The organism is Hydrocarboniphaga daqingensis (genome assembly GCF_900129825.1).
GTDB classification, from domain to species: domain Bacteria; phylum Pseudomonadota; class Gammaproteobacteria; order Nevskiales; family Nevskiaceae; genus Hydrocarboniphaga; species Hydrocarboniphaga daqingensis.
Genome location: NZ_FQWZ01000002.1, coordinates 389752 through 411807, shown reverse-complemented (window position 1 = coordinate 411807; position 22056 = coordinate 389752). Strand labels below are relative to the sequence as shown.

Annotated in this window: 17 protein-coding genes; 5 read left to right on the top strand and 12 right to left on the bottom strand. The window is 66.5% G+C overall.

What is annotated here, in order from left to right:
* Positions 1-92: 92 nt before the first annotated feature.
* From BUB09_RS04875 to BUB09_RS04835, 9 genes are all read right to left on the bottom strand, one after another.
* Positions 93-3917: a translocation/assembly module TamB domain-containing protein gene (locus tag BUB09_RS04875; RefSeq protein ID WP_072894892.1), complete on the bottom strand. Its 3825-nt coding sequence runs from the start codon at positions 3915-3917 to the stop codon at positions 93-95.
* Positions 3914-5674, bottom strand: a complete 1761-nt coding sequence (locus tag BUB09_RS04870) for an autotransporter assembly complex protein TamA (protein ID WP_072894889.1) — start codon at positions 5672-5674, stop codon at positions 3914-3916. The genes BUB09_RS04875 and BUB09_RS04870 overlap by 4 nt, the downstream gene beginning before the upstream one ends.
* Before the next feature lie 85 nt (positions 5675-5759).
* Positions 5760-6146: a BON domain-containing protein gene (locus BUB09_RS04865; RefSeq protein WP_072894887.1), complete on the bottom strand. Its 387-nt coding sequence runs from the start codon at positions 6144-6146 to the stop codon at positions 5760-5762.
* A gap of 146 nt (positions 6147-6292) precedes the next feature.
* Positions 6293-6484 carry a CsbD family protein gene (locus BUB09_RS04860; protein ID WP_072895476.1) on the bottom strand — a complete coding sequence of 64 codons (192 nt, stop codon included), beginning with the start codon at positions 6482-6484 and terminating at the stop codon, positions 6293-6295.
* Between the two features lie 52 nt (positions 6485-6536).
* Positions 6537-7178: a BON domain-containing protein gene (locus tag BUB09_RS04855; protein WP_072894885.1), complete on the bottom strand. Its 642-nt coding sequence runs from the start codon at positions 7176-7178 to the stop codon at positions 6537-6539.
* Positions 7179-7280: 102 nt separating this feature from the next.
* Positions 7281-7445 carry a DUF1328 domain-containing protein gene (locus tag BUB09_RS04850; RefSeq protein ID WP_072895474.1) on the bottom strand — a complete coding sequence of 55 codons (165 nt, stop codon included), beginning with the start codon at positions 7443-7445 and terminating at the stop codon, positions 7281-7283.
* A 169-nt stretch (positions 7446-7614) separates the two neighbouring features.
* Entirely contained in the window at positions 7615-8436 is an 822-nt protein-coding gene (gene aroE, locus BUB09_RS04845; RefSeq protein ID WP_072894883.1) for a shikimate dehydrogenase, read from the bottom strand.
* On the bottom strand, positions 8433-9434 hold the full coding sequence (hemB, locus tag BUB09_RS04840; protein WP_072894881.1) for a porphobilinogen synthase: 1002 nt from the start codon (positions 9432-9434) through the stop codon (positions 8433-8435). Before hemB ends, aroE begins: the two co-directional genes overlap by 4 nt.
* 89 nt (positions 9435-9523) lie before the next feature.
* A complete protein-coding gene (locus BUB09_RS04835) occupies positions 9524-10456 on the bottom strand; it encodes an alpha/beta fold hydrolase (RefSeq protein ID WP_072894878.1) in 933 nt (310 codons plus the stop codon).
* Positions 10457-10572: 116 nt separating this feature from the next.
* Between BUB09_RS04835 and glpK the strand changes: the two genes are divergently transcribed.
* Complete coding sequence (glpK, locus tag BUB09_RS04830; RefSeq protein ID WP_072894875.1) at positions 10573-12093, top strand: glycerol kinase GlpK; 1521 nt, start codon at positions 10573-10575, stop codon at positions 12091-12093.
* Between the two features lie 55 nt (positions 12094-12148).
* Here glpK and BUB09_RS04825 read toward each other — a convergent pair whose 3' ends face one another.
* Complete coding sequence (locus BUB09_RS04825) at positions 12149-13252, bottom strand: LacI family DNA-binding transcriptional regulator (RefSeq protein ID WP_072894872.1); 1104 nt, start codon at positions 13250-13252, stop codon at positions 12149-12151.
* Between the two features lie 239 nt (positions 13253-13491).
* Here BUB09_RS04825 and BUB09_RS04820 point away from each other — a divergent pair, with 239 nt between their 5' ends.
* From BUB09_RS04820 to BUB09_RS04805, 4 genes are all read left to right on the top strand, one after another.
* Entirely contained in the window at positions 13492-15831 is a 2340-nt protein-coding gene (locus tag BUB09_RS04820) for a TonB-dependent receptor (protein WP_072894869.1), read from the top strand.
* Positions 15832-15912: 81 nt separating this feature from the next.
* Complete coding sequence (locus BUB09_RS04815; RefSeq protein ID WP_072894865.1) at positions 15913-17775, top strand: alpha-amylase family glycosyl hydrolase; 1863 nt, start codon at positions 15913-15915, stop codon at positions 17773-17775.
* 9 nt (positions 17776-17784) lie between these two features.
* The gene (locus BUB09_RS04810; protein WP_072894862.1) at positions 17785-18759 is read left to right on the top strand and encodes a PfkB family carbohydrate kinase; all 975 of its coding nucleotides are present in this window, start codon (positions 17785-17787) and stop codon (positions 18757-18759) included.
* 16 nt (positions 18760-18775) lie between these two features.
* Positions 18776-20104: an MFS transporter gene (locus tag BUB09_RS04805; protein WP_072894859.1), complete on the top strand. Its 1329-nt coding sequence runs from the start codon at positions 18776-18778 to the stop codon at positions 20102-20104.
* Here the strand turns inward: BUB09_RS04805 and BUB09_RS04800 are convergent.
* Complete coding sequence (locus BUB09_RS04800; RefSeq protein ID WP_072894856.1) at positions 20101-21054, bottom strand: chorismate transformation FkbO/Hyg5 family protein; 954 nt, start codon at positions 21052-21054, stop codon at positions 20101-20103. The two genes, BUB09_RS04805 and BUB09_RS04800, sit on opposite strands and share 4 nt — an antisense overlap.
* Before the next feature lie 20 nt (positions 21055-21074).
* Positions 21075-22037 (bottom strand): magnesium transporter CorA family protein, encoded by a 963-nt coding sequence (locus BUB09_RS04795; protein ID WP_072894854.1) that lies wholly within the window; start codon positions 22035-22037, stop codon positions 21075-21077.
* Positions 22038-22056: the final 19 nt, after the last annotated feature.

Below are 22056 nucleotides of genomic sequence, written 5' to 3'. Positions count from 1 at the left end.
TATCGCTTGACCTGGCTGCCGGCAGAATACTAGGCGACGCTGTGCATAGGCGGGCCGGCGCGGCGCGGATTTGAGCAAAACAACAGCGCTTGTCAACGTCTTTCGACCTGGTACAGCAAGTCGCCACCCGTGAAGGTGCCGGATTCGGTCGACAGCTTGAAGCCTTTGCCCAGGTCGTACAGCAGCTTGAACACGTTGCCGGGCTGGAACAGGCCGATGCCGTACGACACGAAGATTTTCGGCGACAGGTACTTGCCGACCGTCAACCGCGCTTGTTCGTTGCTTTCACCGGGATCGGAGCCGAGCGAGATCGAATCCAGGCCCAAGCCCTTTTGCAGGCCCTGCGCCAGGAACGAACCGCCGCCCAGGCCCAGTGCCATCGCCGCGCCGGACAACGCGCTGCGGTCCTGACTCGACGACGACTGTTCCAGCGGACGCCCGAGCAACAGCCACGACAGCTGTTGCTGCTGGGTCATCGTCGGCTCGGAATACAGTGTCAGCACCGGCTTTTCGAGCGTGCCGCGCACGTAGATGCCGACGCTGACGTCCTCGGTCGGCTTGCGCACGGCGCGAATCTCCAGGCCGGGCTTGGAGATCGGGCCGCCGTTGAGCAGCAGCTTGCCGGTCTCGATCTGCAGGTCCTGGCCGTAGGCTTTGTAACGGCCCTCGACCAGCCGGAACTCGCCGTAGCCAACCGTCTCGCGGCCCGGCTGGTCCACGGCCGTGGCGACGCCTTCGATCCGGGTTTTCAGGCCGAATCCTTCGATCTTGACCTGGTCGCCGAGCACCAGCTTGACCTCGGTGGCCAGGCTGAACGATTCGCTGCGCTGCGGCACTTGCCCGCTGGCGTCGACGATCACCTGGTCAGATGACGGGCCGACGCCGCTGTCTTCACCCTGCTGCAGCCGCACGTCGGCGCGCGGAATCGTCAGCCGACCCTTGAGGCTGGCCTCGGGGCCCGACAGCGTGAAGCGCAGATTCGGCGACGCCCAAACCTGGGCCATCGGCAGGTTGGCGATCTGGAAGTTGTCGCCGTCGACCTGCACGACCAGCTTCAGGCCTTCGGTGTTTTCGGTCGGCAGCACTTCGGGTGGTGGCGGCTGCGTCGATGGCGACGCGGCCACCCCGACCGCGTTCTGCTGCGGCGTGTTGGCATTGCCGGCCGGCGCATCGGGCGCCTGGACCGGCGTGACCGCCTGCGGTGCCCGCACAGCCGCGCCGAGGTCGGCGATCGGGTCCTCTGGCTTGGCGCGGCGGCGCTGGTTCGGCGCCGGCGAGCCCGACACCGGCTCGACCGCCAGCGGCCCGGTCTCGACGCGGCCGTCGACGCTCAGCGTGCCGCCACCGGAGCGTGCTTGGGCCAGCAGTTGCACGCGGCCGTCGGGCGAGCCACTGACGGTCGCCGTGAGGTCGGTCAGCTCGATGCCGGGGCGGGTCAGCTTCATCCGGCCGTCGGTGAGCCGGGCCTCGCCTTCGAATTCGGGCGCGGCGACGCGGCCGCCGATCCGGTACTGGCCGGCCAGCTTGCCGGTGGCGCTGCTGACCTCGTTGGTCAGCGCGGAAATGAACGCGATGTCGGGAAAGTCGATCCGCAGCTGCCCCGCCAGCACGCGATCGGCCAGCACCGGCCCCGGCGCCAGCGTCGCCTCGCCCTCGATGCCGCCGACTTCCAACGGCAGCCGCAGCGCGGCGCGGCCCTGATCGGGTGCATCGGACACCGTCAGCGAGCCGGGCAGGAACTTGAAGCGGCGATCGCCGAGCTGGATCTGCCCGGCCGTCGTGCTCAGCTCGGCGCTGGCCTGGCGCAGCACGCCCGCATTCAGTTCAGCCGACGCGCGGCCGTTGAGCTCGCCGTCGATCTGCATGTCCGGCGGCAGCAGCGCCTTGAACGCTGCAAACGCGAGCTGCTCGATCTGCACCGAGCCGCGCGCGGCATCGGGCGACCGGTGCGCTTCCAAGCAGACGCGGCCGGGGTCGCTGGTCCAGCACGCCGGACCCAGATCGGCCTGCGCTGCCGACAGGCTCAGCGGCGCGCCCGGCTGCAGGGCCCAGCCCGGCAACCGCACCGGCTTGATCTGGCTGGCCGCGATACGGCCCTGCCACTGCGCCGCTGCATCGTTCCATCCGCCGTCCAGCTTCAGGTCGGCGTTGAGCTCGCGGCTGGTCATCGCCAGCGTCAGCTCATGCGCGCCGCGACGGCCGCTGCCCTGCAGGCTCAGCGTCTGCAGATGCAGGCCGGCGATCAGGTCGCGTGCGGTGAGATCGAGCTTGAGCGCGCCGTTCCAGTCCAGGTCGGCGCTCAGCTTGAGGCTGGCCAGCGTCGTACTGCCGACGCTGGCACGGGTCAGCGTCGCGTCGGCGACCAGCTGCGGTGCGTCGAGCTGCCCCCGGAACCGGGCTTTGGCCTGGGCGCTGCCGCCGAGCCCCGGCGCCAGCTCGTTGAGCTGCGGGCTGCTCAGCTGCGCCTGCAGATCGTAGGGTGCGCTGGCGCGTCCGCTGAGCTGCAGCGTGCTGCTGCCGCTGGCCAGATCGAGCCGATCGATGTCGAGCGCCGTATCGGCATAGCGGCCTTCCAGATCAAGCTTGAACGGATAGTTGCGCAGCCGCGATTCGGCGAGCTTGAGTACGAAATGCAGCGCCGGCGCCTGACCCTCGGCCAGCACGCCATCGATGCTGAAGTCGCCGTTCAAATCGCCCGGCCATGCCGCGGCGACCAGTGCCGGGTCGAGCCGCACGATGCGCCCCTTCAACGCGCCCCCGGGCTGCGGCGCCCAAGTGACCGGGCCGGCGGCTTCGATCAGGCCTTGGCCGAGCGCGATCTTCAGCGCCTTCAGATCGACCGACCGCGGCGTGCCGGCACCGCGGACGTCGACACGGCCGGCCTGTTGCTGGGCCGCCACGTCAGCCGCGACATCGAAGCGGTACGCCTCCGGTGTGCCCTGAACGGCCACGGAGCCGGACGCGGACTGTACGAGCGGCGGCAACGGCTTGCCGTCAGGCCCGGGTGCCGCGACCAACGGCCAGCTCAATCCGGTCCACCGGGCTTTCGCGTCGAGCGCGCCATTCCATCCGCCATCGGCCTGAATCCGGCCCTGGTCACCGAGCGCGGCCGCCAGCGTGAAGCGCAGATCGCGCCACGGGCCTCTCAGCGTTAGCTGGCCCTCGCTGCTGGTGACGATCGGCAGCGCGTCGGGCGCCGCGCCGAGCACGCCCGGCATCGGCCAGCGCAGCTCGCGCCACGCGGCTTGCAGGTCGGAGTCGGCCTGGTCGTAGGCGACGAAGCCCTGCGCCGTGACCAGCACTGGGGCCAGCACCGACAGCTTGCGGATGTCGACACCGCGACTGCCCAGCCGGGCATCGGCCTGCAGCGACACCGCGCCGACGCCTGGATAGTCGGCCTCGAAACGCTTGATGGCGACCCGCGAGCCAATCCAGCGGCCGACGAATTCGGCGCGCGTCACGCGCAGCGGCTGAGTGGCGCCGGCCGCCGTGAACTGAAAGTCGGTCAGCGCCAACAGGCCGATCTCGATGTTGACCGGCAAGCGTGACGGCGGCGGGCTGTTGCTCGGCGGCGGCGGGTCCTGGCGCGGCTTGAGCGCCACATGCAGACCGTCGGCACGCAACTCGGCAACGGCGACCAGACGCTCCCACAGGCGCAGCGGCTGCCACTTCAGCACCAAGCGCGCGATCGTCACGTGCGCATGGGCGTCGTCGTACTCGATGTCGCGCCATTCGAGTGCATCGGCGATGTCGCCACGACGCTCGCCGATCCGAAGCTGGGCCCCGATCAGCGGCGCGACCCGGTCGAGCAGCACGCCATTGCCCGGCTCGGTGCCCATCAGCCACCAGGTCGCCGCCGGCAGCGCGACGATCAGCAACAGCAGCAGTGCGGCAAGCGCCAGCAGCAGACGCTTCACAGGCCGACCCTCACGCCGATGTGCAGCCGCAGGCCGAGCAGCTGACCTTCGGCGTCACCGGTCAGCGGATGCGCCAGATCGACCTGGAATGTCCCCACCGGCGAGCGATAACGGACGCCCGCGCCGGTACCGAAGAACAGCTCGGGTACGAAGCGGTCGTCTGCGCCACCGGCATCGAGGAACACCGCCGCGCCCCAGCTGCCACGAATCCGCTGCTCGATTTCGCCGCTGAACACGGTCAGATACTGGCCGCCGATCACATCGCCGTTGCGATCGCGGGTGCCGATCGACTGATAGCGATAGCCGCGCACGCTCTGATCGCCACCGGCGAAGAAGCGCTGCGAGGCTGGCAGATCGCTGAAACGCTTCTGCACGTTGGCGCCGAGGTCCATCCGCGCCAGCAAGCGCGTGCCGCGACCGAGCGAGTACACGCCGCGCGTCTGGACAAAGGCGCGCACAAATGTGGTGTTCGACAGCAGTCCCTCCTGCGCGCCATGCAGATCAGCGAACAGGAACCAGCCCTTGCGCGCGAAGATCGGGTCGTCGGACGCGGTGCGCGTGAACGACACACCGGGCGTCATCAGGTCGGCCGTCGCCCGCTGGTTGCCCAGCTCCGACTCTTCGTGCGTGAACTCCATATAGACCCGTCGCGCCCACTCGCCCGGATGCCGGTTGAGACTGGCGCCGAGCGTGTATTTGATCGAGTCACCATCGGCCAGCTGCTCGGTCTGGCCCAGCGCAGTGAAGCTGATGTTCTCGCCGGGTTTGCCGCCTTGTGGCACGCGATAGTTGGCGGCCATCGTGTTCTTGATCTGCGACAGCCGCGCGTCACCGTCGAGGTTGTGGCCGTATTGATTGATCTGCCGCCATTCGGTGCCGACCGATACGCGCGCGCCGGTATCGGTGCCGTAGCCGGCGCCCGCCTCGTAGCGATGTTTGTTGCGCGGCGTGGTGTGAATCACCAACGGCACGCGGTGCTCGGCATCGGCCAAGCTGCGTTGCGGCACGATCTCGACCGATTGGAAGTAGCCCAGGTCACTGAGTGCGAACTGCTGGTCCAGCAACCTCTGCGGGTCGAACGGCTCGCCGACTTTGAGCGTGACATAGCGCTGCACAAACGCCGCGTTCAGGCCCTGGTCGTCGGCATTGTCGATCGTGACTTCGCCGAACGAATAGCGCGGCCCGGTTTCCATGTGCAGCACGATGTCGGCCTGGCGCGTGTCCGGGTTGACGCGCAACTCGCTGACGGCCCAATACGCGTCGAGAAAGCCGCCCGCGTACGCGGCGTCCGTCAGCAATTTCTTGGCCTCTTCGTAATCGGCGTGCTTGAGCCGCTCACCAACGGTCAGCCGTCGCGTCGCGCGACGCAGCGCGGCAGCAAACGCCTCGTGCTCGGCGCCTTCACCCTTCAACTGGATGTCGATCGTGTGCACGGCGGTGTAGGCACCGGCATCGACGTGGTAGTGCGCCGTCCAGTTCGGCGCCGTGCCGACCAGCGAGCTGTCAGTCAATACCGGCGAATACCAGCCGAAAGGCTGCATCGCGCTACGGATGTCGGCGGCCGCCTGATCGTGCAGACGCTCGACCATCGCATCGTTCAGGTCGTCACGCTGACTCTGCTGACGGATCGCCAGCCGCGCCATCACGTTGTCGCGTTCGTCGCTGCCCAAGCCCTCGACTTCCACGCGCACGCCGCCGTGGGCGGCAGAGGCAAACAGCAGGGTCAGCAGCAATAGAGCGATCGAACGGCCGGTCATCGGTCCGCATAGTAGGAGAGCGGACCGCAAAAGTCCGGCAGGCCATCAGGCCGTCGGGCGATGCCGACGGCCTGGGATACTGCGGTCAGCCGCGCCAGAGGTTGTCGGTGTTGACCTTGCCGTCGCTGACGACGCGACGCGACAACTCGACGGCGCGATAAATCATCGGCACGGATTTGACCTTGCCCGACAGCAGCACTTCGCCATTGAGCACCGAGACGGCGATGCGTCCGCGCAGCTTGTCATCGGCCGCGAGAATATCGATGACTCGAGCGGCGATCTTGCGGTCGGCGTCGGTCATCGTGAACGGCGTGTTGTCGATGACCACTTCGGCGCCGGTCGGCACCTGTGCTTCGATGCCGGTGATCGGCGCCGGCTCAGCAGCACCGGACTCGGGTGCCTGGGCCCAGGCGGCCGACAGCGGCAACAGCATCAATGCCGACACCGCGATGGAACGCTGAATGGTGTGCATGGAGTTCTCCAGATGGATGGGCGAAAACGCAGGACGAGGCGTTTGTGCCTTGGGGATTACGATCGCACGGCCCACGCGGATGCTCAAGCAGTAAAGCCACGCCGATGAACGAGCATCGGCGTGGCTTGGTTTACGACAACAGGCGGCTACTGATCGAGCTTGCGCACGCCGTCCTTCACCGCTTCCTTGGTCTTGCCGTAGCCCTCCTGAATCTTGCCTTCGACGCGCTGGGCGCCGCCCTTGGCCTGCATTTCCTTGTTGTCGATCAGCTCACCGGTCTTCTGGCGAGCGGCGCCGATCACCTGCTTGGCCTTGCCTTGAATCTGATGCTTGTCCATGCGGATCTCCTGCATAAAGGTGGGTGCTACCGGGTACAACTCGGATGGCGACTCAGGACGACTCGCCGACCTTCAACTCGTCATCGATGCTTTTGACGCCGTCGACGCCGCGCGCAATGTCGAGTGCGCGCTGATGCACGTCGCGATTGGCGACGTCGCCGCGCAGCGTGACCACGCCGTTGTCAGTGTCGACATTGATCGACATGGCTTTGACACGGTCATCGGCCGCGAACTGGGCCTTGACCTTGGTCGTGATCGTCGCGTCCGACACCGTCTCGCCGACACGCGCAGCGGCGCCTTCGGCCTTGGCGCTCAAGTCATCCATCGCGCCAGGGGCGCGGATCTGGTTGTCGATGCCCTGCACTTCGGCCACGTTGCGCGCCAGATCTTCGGCGGCGCGACGCGCATCGGTGTCCTGGGTGCTGCCAGTGAGGGTGACAACGCCGTTGTTGGTTTCGACGTCGATCGACGCGCTCTTGAGACGGTCATCGGACGCCAGGCGCTGCTTGACCTTGGCGGTGATCGCCGTGTCGTCCATCGCGGCACCAAGGCTTGCGCTTTCCTTCGGCGCGCTCGCCGCATCGATGTCGGACATCTGTCCCGGGTTGCGATTGCAGGCGGTCAGCCCCAGCGAGGCCGCTATCGCAGCGGCCATCAGCGTCTTGGTGGTGAGCGACAGTTTCGAAGTGTTCATATCCAATCCTTTTTCATGGGTGATTCGTACAACGTCACGCCGCGGCAAAGCCGATGCGTAAGTGGCAGACCGCACCATCGCGACGGCGCGGTCTGCCAAGGGTCATGGCACCGAACGACGACCGCTGATCAGCGACACGACGAACAGCACCAGAAACACGAGGAACAAGACTTTCGCGATCCAAGCCGCCGTGCCGGCGACACCGAAAAAGCCCAGAGCGCCAGCGATCAGCGCGATGACAAGAAAAATGACGGCATAGCTCAGCATGACAGCCTCCTTGACTTGGTTGCCGATGCGATACGGCACGCTGCCGTTCGATCAACTGCCGCCAGACTGCCTGTGCGTCAATGAGCCGGGGCTGAAGTGAGACTTGCTGCGGCATGAATGAAAAAGCCCTGCATTTGCAGGGCTTTTGGTGACCGGAGTGTTCGATCGATCAGCGACGCAGCGCCGCCAGCACCGGGTCGGTGTCAGGGCGATGCCCGAGCCAGATATCGAAGGACACGGCAGCCTGTTCGACCAGCATGCCCAAGCCGTCGGCGACGACTGCGACGCCGCGCTGTGACTGCGCCCACGCGGCGAACGGTGCGTGCGCTGGGCCGTAGCTGAGGTCGTAGCACGCACCACCTTCCGCCAACAGATTCGACGGAAGCCGCGGCATTGCGCCTTCGTGGCCGGCCGAAGTGGCGTTGATGATCAGGTCATAACGATCACCCTTGAGCGCCAGATGCGTACGCGGTGTCAGCGCGCCTTGCGCCTTGAAGCGTTCGGCGAGTTCTTCGGGCTTCCACGGATTGCGGCTGGACACGACCAACTCGCTCGGCGCTGCGGCGAGCAGCGGGCCGATGATGCCGCGCGCGGCGCCGCCGGCACCGACGATCAGCACGCGGCGCCCGGCGATGGCGATGCCGAGTCGCAGCAGATCGCGCACCAGCCCTTCGCCGTCGGTGTTGTCGCCGATCCAGCCGGAATCGCGGCGCGACAGGCAATTGACCGCACCGGCAAGCGCCGCACGCTCGCTGACCGATTCGCACAACGCGGCGACGGCCGCCTTATGCGGCAGCGTGACGTTCAATCCGGCGTAGCCGTCGGTGTGCAGCTGCGCGATGCGCGCCGCCAGATCGGCCGGCGCGACATCCATCGCCTCGTATTGCAGCGCAAGGCCGAACTGGGCCGCAAACTGCGGATGAATGCGCGGCGACAGTGAGTGCGCCACCGGCTGGCCGATCACGGCATAGCGGGACGGCGAGCGGCTCATCGGGCTTCTGCCAGCCAACGCGCGGCCTGCTTGGCGTAATAGGTCAGCACGATGTCGGCACCGGCGCGGCGGAAACACAGCAGCGCTTCCATCAGCGCCTTCTTCTCGTCGAGCCAGCCATTGGCGATGGCGGCGCGCAGCATCGCGTACTCACCGCTGACCTGATACGCGGCCACCGGTACGCCGAAGCGATCCTTCACGCGGCGGATGATGTCCAGATACGGCATGCCCGGCTTGACCATGACGATGTCGGCGCCTTCGGCCAAGTCGAGCTCGACTTCGCGCAGCGCCTCGTCGGTGTTGGCCGGGTCCATCTGATAGGTCTTCTTGTCGCCGCGACCGAGATTGCCGGCCGAGCCGACCGCATCGCGGAACGGACCGTAGAAGCTCGATGCGTACTTGGCGGCGTAGGACAGGATGATCGTGTTGTGCTGGCTGTCGCGCTCCAGCACCTCGCGGATCTGGCCGACGCGGCCGTCCATCATGTCCGACGGCGACACGATGTCGGCGCCGGCACGCGCGTACATCAGCGCCTGCTTGCGCAGCACTTCGAGCGTCAGATCGTTGGTGACGTAGCCGCTGGCATCGAGCAGGCCGTCGTGGCCGTGCGTGGTGTAAGGGTCGAGCGCGATGTCGACCATCACGCCGATCGCCGGCACCGCGGCTTTGACCGCCTTGATCGCGCGCACCACCAGCCCATCCGGGTTCAGCGCTTCGGCACCGTCCTCGGTCTTCAACGATTGCGGCAACACCGGGAATAAGGCCACGCAGCCGACGCCGAGTGCGGCCAGCTCCTGGCATTCGGCGATCAGCTCGGGGATATCGAGCCGGACCACGCCGGGCATCGAGCTGACCTGACCCTTCTGCTCGCCTTCGGCAATGAAGATCGGCTGGATCAGCTGGCTGGCATCCAGCGCCGTTTCGCGCACCATGCCGCGGATGAATTCGGCGCGGCGCAAGCGGCGCGGGCGGGTACGCGGAAAGGCGTGCTGGCTCAAGACGAGATCCTGGGGTGAGCAAAGAGGCCGCGATTATATGCGCGGCGGTTTGGGCCGGCGTCGTCGCCGGCCGCTCCCCGAGGCCGTGCTCAGCCGGCCGCGACGCGCTGGTCGAGCCAGGCCATCAAGTCGGCCGTCACCTCGTCGCGACACTGATCGTTGAGCAGCTCGTGCCGCGCTGCCGGGTAGCTGCGCGCGCTGACGTCGGTCAGGCCGGCGTCGGTGTAGCGGCGTTGCAGCGATAACGGACCTTTGCGCCCGCCGCAGACCGGATCGGCATCGCCTGCGATTGCCAGCAGCGAGAGCCGCTTGGGTACGCGCGCCGCGCGCCGCGCATCGAGCCGGCCGATCGCTTCGAGCAACTGCACCCACAGGCCGGTCGTGCAGCGAAACCCGCAATGCGGGTCGGCGACATAGCGGTCGACTTCGGCCGCATCGCGGCTGAGCCAGTCGAACGCGGTTCGCGTCGGCGCAAAGCGGCGGTTGTAGCTGCGAAACGTCAGATGGTCGGCCAGCGCACTGGGTTCATCGTCGCCGCGCCACAGGGCTTCGGCTTTCAGGAGTGCCAGTCCGATCGCACGCAGCGGGCCGGGATCGGCGGTGCCGGCTGACAACACGGCGCCGCGCAAGTCATGGGCGTGCCGGCTCAAGTAATCCTGCAGCAGAAATGAGCCCATGCTGTGGCCGAACATGAACTGCGGCGCGCCGGCATGCCACTCACCCAGCTCGCGCTGCAGGCAGCGCATCGACTGCAAGGCCAGCCGCCAGCCAGCGTGCTCGGAGAAGTGGCCGAGTTCGTCGGGTGCGCGCGCGGTGCGGCCATGGCCCGGCAGGTCCTGCGCGTACACCGCATAGCCTGCGGACGTCAGCGCCAGCGCCAGCCGCTCGTAGCGGCCGCTGTGCTCGGCCATGCCGTGAATCAGCTGCACGACCGCGCGCGGCACGTCGACATCGGGCAGCCAGCAGCGCACGAAGGCGATCGCGTTCTTGCTGACGGTGAGTTGGAATTCGCTGGATTTCATTCGTCCGCGCCTCGTTGGGCGCGATTCGTTCGTGTTGTGCTATCTGTTGCGCCGCTCCTGCGGTGCAGTGTTCCAGCCACTGGAGCGAATGTCGAGACATGCCAGGAGAGCCGACGATGACCCGCGACACTGCCGACGCCACCGACCGCGACACCTGCCTGCTGGCGATCGATCAGGGCACCACCAGCACCCGTGCGATCGTGTTCGACCGCCTGGGCCGGCGGCTCGCCAGCGCTGCGCGCGAACTGCCGCAGTCGTTCCCGCAGCCGGGTTGGGTCGAGCACGATCCACAGCGGATCTGGGACGACACCGTCGCCTGCGTCCGCGAGGCGCTGGCCAGCGCGGCGACCGATGCGCGCGGCATCGCGGCGCTGGGCATCACCAACCAGCGCGAAACCACGCTGATCTGGGATCGACGCAGTGGCCAGCCGATACATCCGGCGATCGTCTGGCAAGACCGCCGCACGGCCGCGTTCTGCCGGGAGCACGCCGATCGCGACGGCTGGATCGCCGAACGCACGGGCCTGGTGCTCGACCCTTACTTCTCGGCCACCAAGATCGCGTGGCTGCTCGACCACGTCGACGGCGCCCGCGCAGCCGCGGCACGCGGTGAACTGGCCTTCGGCACGATCGATACGTGGCTGCTGTGGAACCTCACGGGCGGCCAGGTGCACGCCACCGATGCCACCAATGCGTCGCGCACGGCGCTGTTCGATATCCGCCGGCAGCAGTGGGATGACGAGCTGCTGGCCTTCTTCAACGTGCCGCGCTCGCTGCTGCCCGACGTGCGCGACTGCGCGGCCGACTATGGCCACACCGTGCCGGCGCTGTTCGGGGCGGCGATCCCGATTCGCGGTATCGCCGGCGACCAGCAAGCCGCTGTCGTCGGGCAAGCCTGCTTCGAGCCGGGCATGGTCAAGAGCACCTACGGCACCGGCTGTTTCATGGTGCTCAACACCGGCAAGCAGTTCACGCACTCACGCAAGCGTCTGCTGTCGACGGTCGCCTACCGACTCGGCGGCGAGACGACCTACGCACTCGAAGGGGCGATCTTCGTCGCCGGCGCGGCTGTGCAATGGCTGCGCGACGCCGTGCGGCTGATCGGCGCGGCCGGCGAAACCGAAGCCTTGGCGCGCTCGATCCACGACACGCAAGGCGTGTATCTGGTGCCGGCTTTCACCGGCCTTGGCGCGCCCTATTGGGACCCGGAAGCGCGCGGTGCGATCTTCGGGCTGACCCGCGACTCGGGCATTGCCCACATCGTCCGCGCGGCGCTGGAATCGACCTGCTACCAGACGCGCGACTTGATGCAGGCGATGGCCGCCGATGCCTGCGTGCCGACTGAGTTGCGCGTCGATGGCGGCATGGTGGTCAACGACTGGCTGACGCAGTTCCTGGCCGACGTGCTGCAGATCGACGTGCTGCGCCCTCAGGTCGTCGAGACCACGGCGTTGGGTGCCGCCTACCTGGCGGGGCTCGGTGCGGGCGTGTACGCGTCGCTCGACGATATCGCGGCGCTGTGGCGCGCCGACGCGCGCTTCGTCCCGGAGCGGCCTCGCGCCGACGCCGATCGGCTCTACGATGGCTGGATCAACGCGGTACAGCGGGTCCGCGTCGGCGGCACCCACGGAACATGACGGTTGATTCTGGTAACGGTTGCAGACGTCCGAGGCCAGCCTGGCGGCCGGCGGATCAGGCGCCCGGCGCGCCGCGCTGGGCCACCGTCGGCGGCTTGGCGCCGACGACGCAAGTCGCGCGTTCGACCAGCACCGGTTCGAGCACGGTCGGCAGAGGCTGACGGCCGTCGAGGACCGCCAGCAGCGAGTCCACCAGTGCAATGCCGGCCTGCTCCAGCGGCTGACGGATCGTCGTCAGCCCCGGGCGGAAATGGCGTGACAGCTCGATGTCGTCATAACCGACCACGGCCACTTCGTCGGGCACGACGTGGCCGTTCTCGGCCAGCGTGTTGATCGCGGTAACGGCCATCAAGTCGCTGCAGGCGAAAAGTCCATCGAACGAGTGTCCCGACAGCAGCAGCCGCTGGGTGGCTTCTCGCGCACTCTCGGCCGTGAAGTCGACCTTGATGCACAACTCGCTGCGCACGCGAAGGCCCGCGTCGGCATGCGCGCGCTTGAAGCCTTCAAAGCGCATTGCCGCTTCGGGAAAATCGACATCGCCGAAGAACACCAGACGCTTGCGGCCGCTGGCGATCAAGTGCCGCGTCGCCAAGCGGCCGCCTTCGAGATTGTCGCTGCCGACGCTGCAATACAGCTGCCGGGGCAACTGCGCGCCCCAGACGACGATCGGGAAGTCGTTGGCCGCCAGTTCGTTGAGCTGATCGTGATGACGCCACTGGCCGATCATGATGATGCCGTTGGCGCGACCACTGCGGACCAACTTGCTGACGGCATGCAATTCATCGGCATCGACGCGCGACAGCAGCATGTCGTAGCCGCGATCGGTGATCGCGTCGGCCAGGCTGCCGAGCATGCTCAGGAAGAACGGCTCGGACACATGCTGCCGCGTGCTGCGGTCGTAAGGCACCACGACGGCGATCGTGCGGTTCTGCTTTAGACGCAGATTCTGCGCACCGATATTCACCGCGTAGTTCAGCGTACGCGCCAGATCTTCAACGCGTGTGCGCGTCTTTTCGCTGATCAAAGCGCTGCCGCTGAGCGCACGCGATACCGTCGACACCGACACGCCCGCCATGCGAGCGATATCAGCCATCTGCAGTGAACGAGTGTCCACTGGTTTGGCGCGAGAGCCGGCCTTGCCGGTCGTGGTCTTTTTCATGGGCCCTTAGGATAAGGTCGCCCCGACATCAAGGGGCGCGTGCAGCGGACGATGATGCCGCACTGGTAATGACTTCGGACGTATTGCAATCGATTGCATCCTAGTGCAGTCTGCGCCGCATGGCTGGTGGGTACAGGCCCCAGCAGCTTTCAACGACGGCGGCAGCAGCCACGGCAATCGTCGAATACGCCTGGAAAAATGTGCAGGACCTTCATCAGAAGGCCGCGAGGAGATTACCGATGAACGCAGTCCGTCTTCAGAAGACACAGTGGGCGCTCGCCCTGAGCCTGACGTTGACCAGCTTGGGCGCTGCAGCGCAAACCGCTGCGACCACGAACCCCAACGAGGCCCCCGCCGCCAAAGCGGCTGAAGGTTCGAGCGAAAGCCCGCTGGATCTGGGCGAAATCGTCGTTACCGGTTCCGCCAAGGGCGGCTCCAAGATGACGACCAGCGTGTCGGTCAGTACGCTGGATTCGGTCGCGCTCGAACAGACCGTGTCGACCAGCGCGGCCGAACTGCTGCGTTCGATCCCCGGTATTCGCTCCGAGTCGAGCGGCGGTGAAAGCAACGCGAATCTGACGGTGCGCGGCGTGCCGATTTCGGCGGGCGGCGCACGCTATGTGCAGTTCCAGGAAGACGGCCTGCCGGTGCTGCAGTTCGGCGACATCGCATTTGCGACCCCCGACAGCTTCGTGCGCGCCGACATGATGGTGAAGCGCCTCGAAGTGGTTCGTGGCGGCTCGGCGTCGACGCTGGCGACCAACGCCCCCGGTGGCATCATCAACTTCATCACGCGCAAGGGCGAAGAAGCCGGCGGCAGCATCGGCCTGGGCTACGGCGTGGACTTCGACCAGGCGCGCTACGACGCGCGCTACGGCGGCCCGCTGGGTGAGAACACGCGCTTCGAGATCGGCGGCTTCTATCGCGCCGGCGAAGGCGCGCGCGAATCCGGCGTCAACGTCGAGCAGGGCGGACAGATCCGCGGCAACGTGACGCGCGATTTCGACAACGGCTTCGTCACGCTGAGCTTCAAGCATCTGGACGATCAAGCGCCGACCTTGCTGCCGGTGCCGGTTCGCTACAGCAGCAATGGCAAGATCCAGCGCATTCCCGGCATCGACCCGCGCGATGCGACGTTCTATTCGCCGTACCTGCTGCAGGACAACACGCTGGCCGCCAACAACGACCGCGTGCTGTCGAACATCAACGACGGCCTGACCGCCAAGTCCGACGCGTTCGGCGTGCAAGCCGAGTTTGAATTCGACGGCGGCTGGACCGTGGCCAACAACTTCCGCATCGCCAAGAACTCCGGTCGCTTCATCGGCGTGTTCCCGGGCAGCGATGTGGCCGACGTCAGCACCACGTACGCCACCGGCCCCAACGCCGGCGACGCTTATAACGGCCCGGCCTTCACGGCGGTGATCTTCAACACCTCGCTCGACGACATGAGCCTGACCGCCAACGACCTGAAGCTGTCGAAGGCATTCGACCTGGCCGACAATGGCGAAGTCACGGCCGGCGTTGGCCTGTATACGTCGATGCAGACGCTCGACGTGACCTGGAACTTCAACCAGTACCTGCTGGAAGCCAAGGGCAAGAAGGCCGCCGTTCTGACGTCGGCCGACAACGGCAGCAACGCATTCGGCGGCTGCTGCAGCAACACGCAGCAATCGCAGTACGACACGACCTCGCCGTATGCGTTCGTCACCTGGCAGCGCGATGCGGTCACCGTCGACGCCAGCGTCCGTCGCGATCAGCAGGATGCCACCGGCACCTACAACCAGCTGTTGCTGGCGCCGGCCGGCTCGACCGAATACGACCTCGACGCGGCGCGCATCATCGACTACTCGGTGGATCACACCTCGTACTCGGTCGGCAGCAACTACCGCTTCACGCAGGATCTGGCGGTGTTTGCGCGCTACAGCGATGGCGTGGCGTTCAACGCCGATCGCATTACGTTCTTCAACGCGGCCGGCTTGGTCGACGGCTCGTCGCCGGTGCCGACCAACACGATCAAGCAGACCGAAGCCGGCGTGAAGTGGCGTAGTGGTGCGTTGAGCACGTTCGTGACCTTCTTCAAGGCCAAGACCGACGAGAGCAACTACGACGTCACCACGCAGAAGGCGAGCGCCAACACCTACGACTCACAAGGTGTCGAACTGGAAATGGGCTATGCGATCGGCGGCTTCTCGCTCGGTGGCGGCCTGACCTACACCGATGCTGAAGTCACCCGGTCGAACAATCCGGCGCTCGAAGGCAAGGCGCCGAAGCGCCAAGCCGATGTGATCTATCAGCTGACGCCGTCGTACAGCTTCGACAAGGCATCGCTGGGCCTGAGCATCATCGGCACCACCGACTCCAAGGACGACGGCACCGCCGGCCCGCTGACGGTCACGCTGCCGGCCTATGTGGTCGTCAACAGCTTCGCCAACTACCGTCCGGTCGATGCGGTCGAACTGTCGCTGGGTGTCAACAACCTGCTCGACGAGATCGGCTACACCGAATCGAACGATGGCCGTGGTGCGGCCCGCTCGATCAACGGCCGCACGATTCGCGCTGGCATCCGCTACTCGTTCTAAACGACGCACCCCTGGCCGCAAGGCCAGGGGTGTTGCCGCCGCGATCACCGCTCACTGCCATTGGATGGATTCTTGAACGTCATGAGCACGACGCAAACCGACAACGCCGATCGTCAGTTCGATCGGCGGCTGTCCGAACAAAACTCGCTGTTGCAGCATCGTCTGCGACAGCTTTATGGCCACACACCGGGCTTCGAGCCCTGGTACGCGCAGCTGCTCGATCAGCTCCGCCAGCTGCACCGCGAACGCAGCGCCGCACTGCAGGCCCTCGACGCCGCGCGTGAGGCCGACCCCGGCTGGTTCCAGCATCAGACGATGCTCGGCTACTGCAGCTACGTCGATCGCTTCGGCGGCGACTTGCAAGGTGTGCGCAGCCGCATTGATTACTTGCGTGAACTCGGTGTTCGTTATCTGCATTTGCTGCCGTTTCTACGGGCTCGTGCAGGCGACAGCGACGGGGGCTTTGCCGTGGCCAGTTTCGATGAAATCGAACCGCGGCTCGGCAGCATGGAAGACCTCGAAGCGCTGACCGCCGACCTGCGCGCAGCCGGCATCAGCCTGTGCTCGGATCTGGTACTGAACCATGTCGCCGACGATCACCCGTGGGCGCACGCCGCAGCGGCAGGAGACGCCCACCACCGCGCGTTCTTCCATTGCTTTGCCGACCGCACCGAGCCCGATGCCTACGAGCAGACGCTGGTGCAGATCTTTCCGCGCACGGCACCGGGCAACTTCACCTACGTCGAGGCCTTGAATGCCTGGGTCTGGACGACGTTCTTTCCGTATCAGTGGGATCTGAACTACGCCAACCCGGCGGTGTTCGCCGAGATCGCGCAAGCGATGCTGCGTCTCGCCAATCGCGGCGTGGATGTGTTCCGGCTCGACTCGGCGCCGTACATCTGGAAGCGCCCCGGTACCGATTGCCGCAACCAACCTGAAGCACACTGGGTACTGCAAGCGCTGCGTGCCGTCGCCAAGCTGGTGGCGCCGGGCGTGCTGCTGAAAGCGGAGGCCATCGTGCCGACGCCGGAGTTGGCGCCCTACTTCGGCACGGGCGATGCACACGGCCGCGAATGCGATCTGGCATATCACAGCAGCGCGATGGCCGCTTGCTGGGCCGCGGTCGCCGAGCAGCGCACCGATCTGCTGCAGTCGGTGATCGCCAGCATGCCGCCGCTGCCGGCGCGGGGTTCGTGGATCACGTACATCCGCTGCCACGACGATATCGGCTGGAACGTGCTGCGCCCCGACGCCGAAGCCAATGGCGGCTTGCAGCGCTTATCGAAAGTGGCGCGCTTCTACAGCGGTGTCGACGCTGACAGCTTTGCCGAAGGCACCAGCTTTCAGGCCGACGACGCCGATGGCATCCACGGCAGCAACGGCATGTCGGCGTCGCTGCTCGGTCGCAATCGGGCCCGCAGCACGTTGGAACGCGAACAAGCCGAGCGCCGCTTGCACCTGCTGCATGGCGTGGCCCTGACGCTCGGCGGCCTGCCGCTGCTGTACATGGGCGACGAACTGGGCATGACCAATGACGACAGCGACGACTCGCGAGCGGCGCAAAAGATCGACGGCCGCTGGCTGCAACGGCCACCGCTGGATTTGACACGACTGCAGCAGCGCCACGATCCCGACACCGAAGCCGGACGGCTGTATCAGCGCCTGCGAAACATGATCCAGTTGCGTGGGCACCTCGCGTCGCTGTCGGCCGACGCGCCGTTGACGCTGCTGCCGTCGGCACAGCCGGCGCTGCTGGCCTACCAACGCGGCGGCGACTTCGTAATGCTGGCCAACTTCAGCAGCGAAGCGCTGCAGATCGATCTGTCGTCACTCGGCCTGGATGCGGGCGCGACCTGGCACGACCGACTTGCGAACGCGTCAGTGTCGACGACATCGTTGACACTCGACGCCTGGTCGCAGCGCTGGCTGCAACGCATCGGCTGAGCATCGGTGATGACCCGGTCCGCGCTGCCGCTGTTGGTCTTCGGTGAAGCACTGGTCGACGACTTCGCCGACGGCCCCGTGGTCGGCGGCGCGCCGTTCAACGTCGCGCGTCATCTGGCCGGCCTCGGCCTGTCGCCGCGCGTGCTGACGCGAATCGGGCGCGACCGCTATGGCGCGCTGATCGAGCACGACTTCCAGGCCTATGCATTGCCACGCGCCGGCTTGCAGATCGACGATCACCTGCCAACCGGCCAGGTGCGCGTTCACGAAGTCGCCGGACAAGGCCATCGCTTCGAAATCCTGCGCGACCAAGCGTATGACGCCATCGATGCGAGCGACGCGCTGACGGCGCTCGCCGGGATATCGCAGTCCCCCGGGCTGCTGCTGTATCACGGCACGCTGGCGGCTCGCGCCGCGCCGTCGCGTGCCGCACTGCAAGCCTGCATCGACGCCTGTCCGCAGGCCCGTGTGTTCGTCGACCTGAACTGGCGCGACGGACAGATCGACGTGGCCACCGCCGCCGGTTTGAGTGCGCGCGCCGACACGCTCAAGCTCAACGAGCAGGAACTGCTGCGTGTCGGTAGCTGGTTCGGCGTGATCGGCGACCTGCCGATGCGTCCGCCGCTATCGGGCACGCGCCTGTCGGCCGTCAACGCGCTGATGTCGCGGATCGCAGCCCGGCAACTGATCGTCACCTATGGCGCTGAAGGCTATGCCCGCTTCGACCGCGATGGTGTCTGCGTCAGCGCCGGGCGCGCATCGCCGCAGTCGCAGTTGGTGGACACCGTCGGCGCCGGCGACGCGTTCAGCGCAATCACGCTGGCCGGCATCGCGCTCGACTGGCCGCTATCGCTGACGCTGCAGCGCGCGGCCGAATTCGCCAGCGCGGTTTGTGGACTGCGCGGGGCTGTCCCCGCGACACTGGACTTCTACACGCCCTGGCGCGCGGCTTGGGCCCTGCCGCCGCGAGCGGCGACGCCCTGACGCCGAGAAACTGTCGATGATTGCCGACCCGGTCGCACCCCCGAAGCAGCGGCTGTCGCTGCGGCAGATCCTGAGCATGAATCTGGGCTTTCTCGGCATCCAGTACAGCTTCGGCTTGCAGCAAAGCAGCATGAGCCCGATCTACAAATACCTGGGCGCGGACGAAGGCTCGTTGCCGTACTTGTGGCTGGCCGGGCCGATGACCGGCCTGCTGATCCAGCCGCTGGTCGGTGCGATCAGCGATCGCACGGTCAGCCGCTACGGCCGTCGAGTGCCGTACTTCATGATCGGCGCGATCATCTGCAGCTTGTGCCTGCTGGCGATGCCGTTCAGCCCGGTGCTGTGGATCGCGGCCAGCCTGCTGTGGATGCTCGACGCCGGCAACAACATCACGATGGAGCCGTATCGCGCGTTTGTCAGCGACAAGCTGCCGGCCTCGCAGCATTCGCAAGGCTTTCTGACGCAGAGCGCATTCACCGGCCTGGGGCAGACGTTGGCCTACCTGACGCCGAGCCTGCTGGTGATCGCCGGCATGAACAAGGATGCGGTCAGCGCGACGAACATTCCGCATATCACGTACGCAGCGTTCATCATCGGGGCGTTCATCTCGATCGGATCGATCCTGTGGACCGTGATCAGCACGCCGGAGATTCCGCTGACCGATAGCGAGATCAGCGAAATGCGCGCGCGACCGGTCGGTGCGATCGCAACGCTGCGCGAGATCGCCGCGGCGATCCGCGAGATGCCGCCGACGATGCGGCAGATGGCGCCGATGATGCTGTTCCAGTGGTACGCGCTGTTCTGCTTCTGGCAGTACATCGTCGTGTCGCTGAGCCAGTCGCTGTACGGCACCACCGAAGCCAGCTCGCAGGCGTTTCGCGATGCCGGCCTGGTGTTCGGGCGCATCGGCGCGTTCTACAACTTCATCGCGTTCATCAGCGCGTTTGTGCTGGTGCGTTTCACGCATCGCCACGGGCCCAAAGCCGTGCACGCCACCTGTCTGATCGCCGCCGGCGTCGGCCTGCTGGCGCTGCCGCTGATCACCGACCCGTGGCTGCTGCTGTTGCCGATGGTCGGCATGGGCCTGGCGTGGGCCAGCATCATGGGCAATCCGTACGTGATGCTGGCCGGTTGCGTGCCGGCGCATCGCACCGGCGTCTACATGGGCATCTTCAACATGTTCATCGTGATTCCGATGCTGATCCAGATCGCGACGCTGCCGCAGTACTACCACCGGTTGCTGGCCAGCGATCCGCGCAATGTGGTGCATCTGGCCGGCGCGCTGCTGATCGCAGCGGCGATTGCGACCCTGCGCATCCGCACGCAGCCGGTCGCGAGTCGCTAAGCCGATACCGGCAGCGTAACGGCGCGCTCGAACACGCCTTCGATCTCCACGCACAGATCGCGGCGGCAAACCTCGCCCTGCAGCACCAGCAGCGGCGCCGCATTGCCGAGCACGTCGCGCACGGCGGCAACGACTTGTGGCGCTTCGGCCGGATCGCGCAGGTACAGCTTCAAGGACTGCGCGTGCCACGGCCCGCCTTCGGCATGCGACAGCAGCGTGCGCACGTTGTCGAGCATCGCATCGACCTGTGGCATCAGCTGATGCGGATGCTGGGTCTGGTGGCCGACGATCGCCGCGGTGCCCGACAGCAGCAGCGCGTCGCCGTAGCGCGTCGCGCGCGAAAAGCTCGGGCTGCTCGGCCCGTACTCGCGGGGATAGCGGAACGCGCTGGTCTGGCGCGGGTTTTCGACTTGAATACCCGCGTTGCGCGACGCCACGCCATACAGCTGCAAGCCTGGCTTGCGCGTGCCGATCAGCGTTGCGGCCGGCAAGCGCCGCTCGAAACCCGGCTCGGCCAGCGCACGATGCCGGCCGACGCAGAAGCGGCGGTAGCGCTCGTCATCGCCGTCGCCGTCGGTGACGCCGTCGAAGTAGTTCCAGATGCGCAGCAGCTGCGGATAACCGCTGTCGGCGCACAACGCGCGCAAGTCGCGGTAGGCATCGTGCGCAGCGCGTTCGATATCGGCGCTGCTGGCGTCGATGCGCCAAAAGAACAAATGCTGGCCATCGTCAGCGCAGGCATAGCCATGCGATTCGTAGCGATGCACCGGCCCCGATGCCGGCCAGACTTCGATCGTGGACGCAGCATCGCTCGCCCAGGGCGGCAGCGGCAGCGCATAGCCGGCGGCCAGCTGTGGCGCGGCCGCGTTGCCGAACGACAGGCAAGCGAGGACGTGATCGGGCATCGCCTGACCGGCGCGCAACATCCGCGGCAACGACAACACGGTCATGAGAGAACGGCCAGCACGCGCTAGAAGTAGCCGCGCCGCTTGAACAGCAGCAGCAGGCCGCCAGCGATCAGCGTCAACGTGGCCAGCACCGCGTAATAGCCGTAGTGCCAGTGCAGTTCGGGCATGTGGTCGAAGTTCATGCCGTACAAGCTGGTGACGAAGTTCAGCGGGAAGAACACCGCCGATATCACCGTCAGCGTGCGCATGATTCGGTTGGTACGGTGGCTGACCGTGGCGAAGTACAACTCGACGGCTGCTTCGACGTCGCGTTCGAGATTGCTGGCGTGCTGATGAATGCGCCCGATGTGCTCGCTGATGTCGCGCAGCCGCACTTCCTCGGCCTGCGACCATTCGAAGCGCGTGCCGCGCCGCCAGGCATCGAGCGCCTCGTGCTGCGATTCGCTGAGCGACTCAAGCCGGCGCACGATGCGCCGCCCTTCGAGCAAGCGGCGCCAGTCATTGTTCTGGTTGGCTGGGTCGAGCAACTCGTCCTGCATCTGCGTCAGCCGCTCGTCGAGCACTTCGCGGAAGCGCAGCCAGCGGTCGACCATGCAGTCGAGGATGAATTGCGCGATCTGCACCGACGACGGGCTGCAGCGCAGCCGTCCGGTGTGCAGCCGCTGCTTGACCGTGGCATAGCTCGGCGCGTCGCTCTCGCGGATCGATACCAGCACGCGGTCGAACAGAAACAGCGTGCCGACGCGGGTTTCCAGCGGCGTGATTTCATCGCGCGGGCCCAGGCCTTCGAACACCAGCATGTCGTAATCGCCGGTGCCGTCGAAGAACGGAGGATGGCGCGCGTTGAGGCTGTCGGCGACATGCTCGACATCGATCTGCACGCCGAGCAGCGGCTCGATGATCGCCGGCCAGTCGTGGCATTCGCTGCGGATGAAGTCGATCCACAGCAAGCCCTCGTCGGGCAGCGTGTCGATCCGCTCCAGCGGAACGGGCGGCTGGCCGGGCATCAAATGCAGGATTTCCATGGGCGCGGAGTATAAGTCG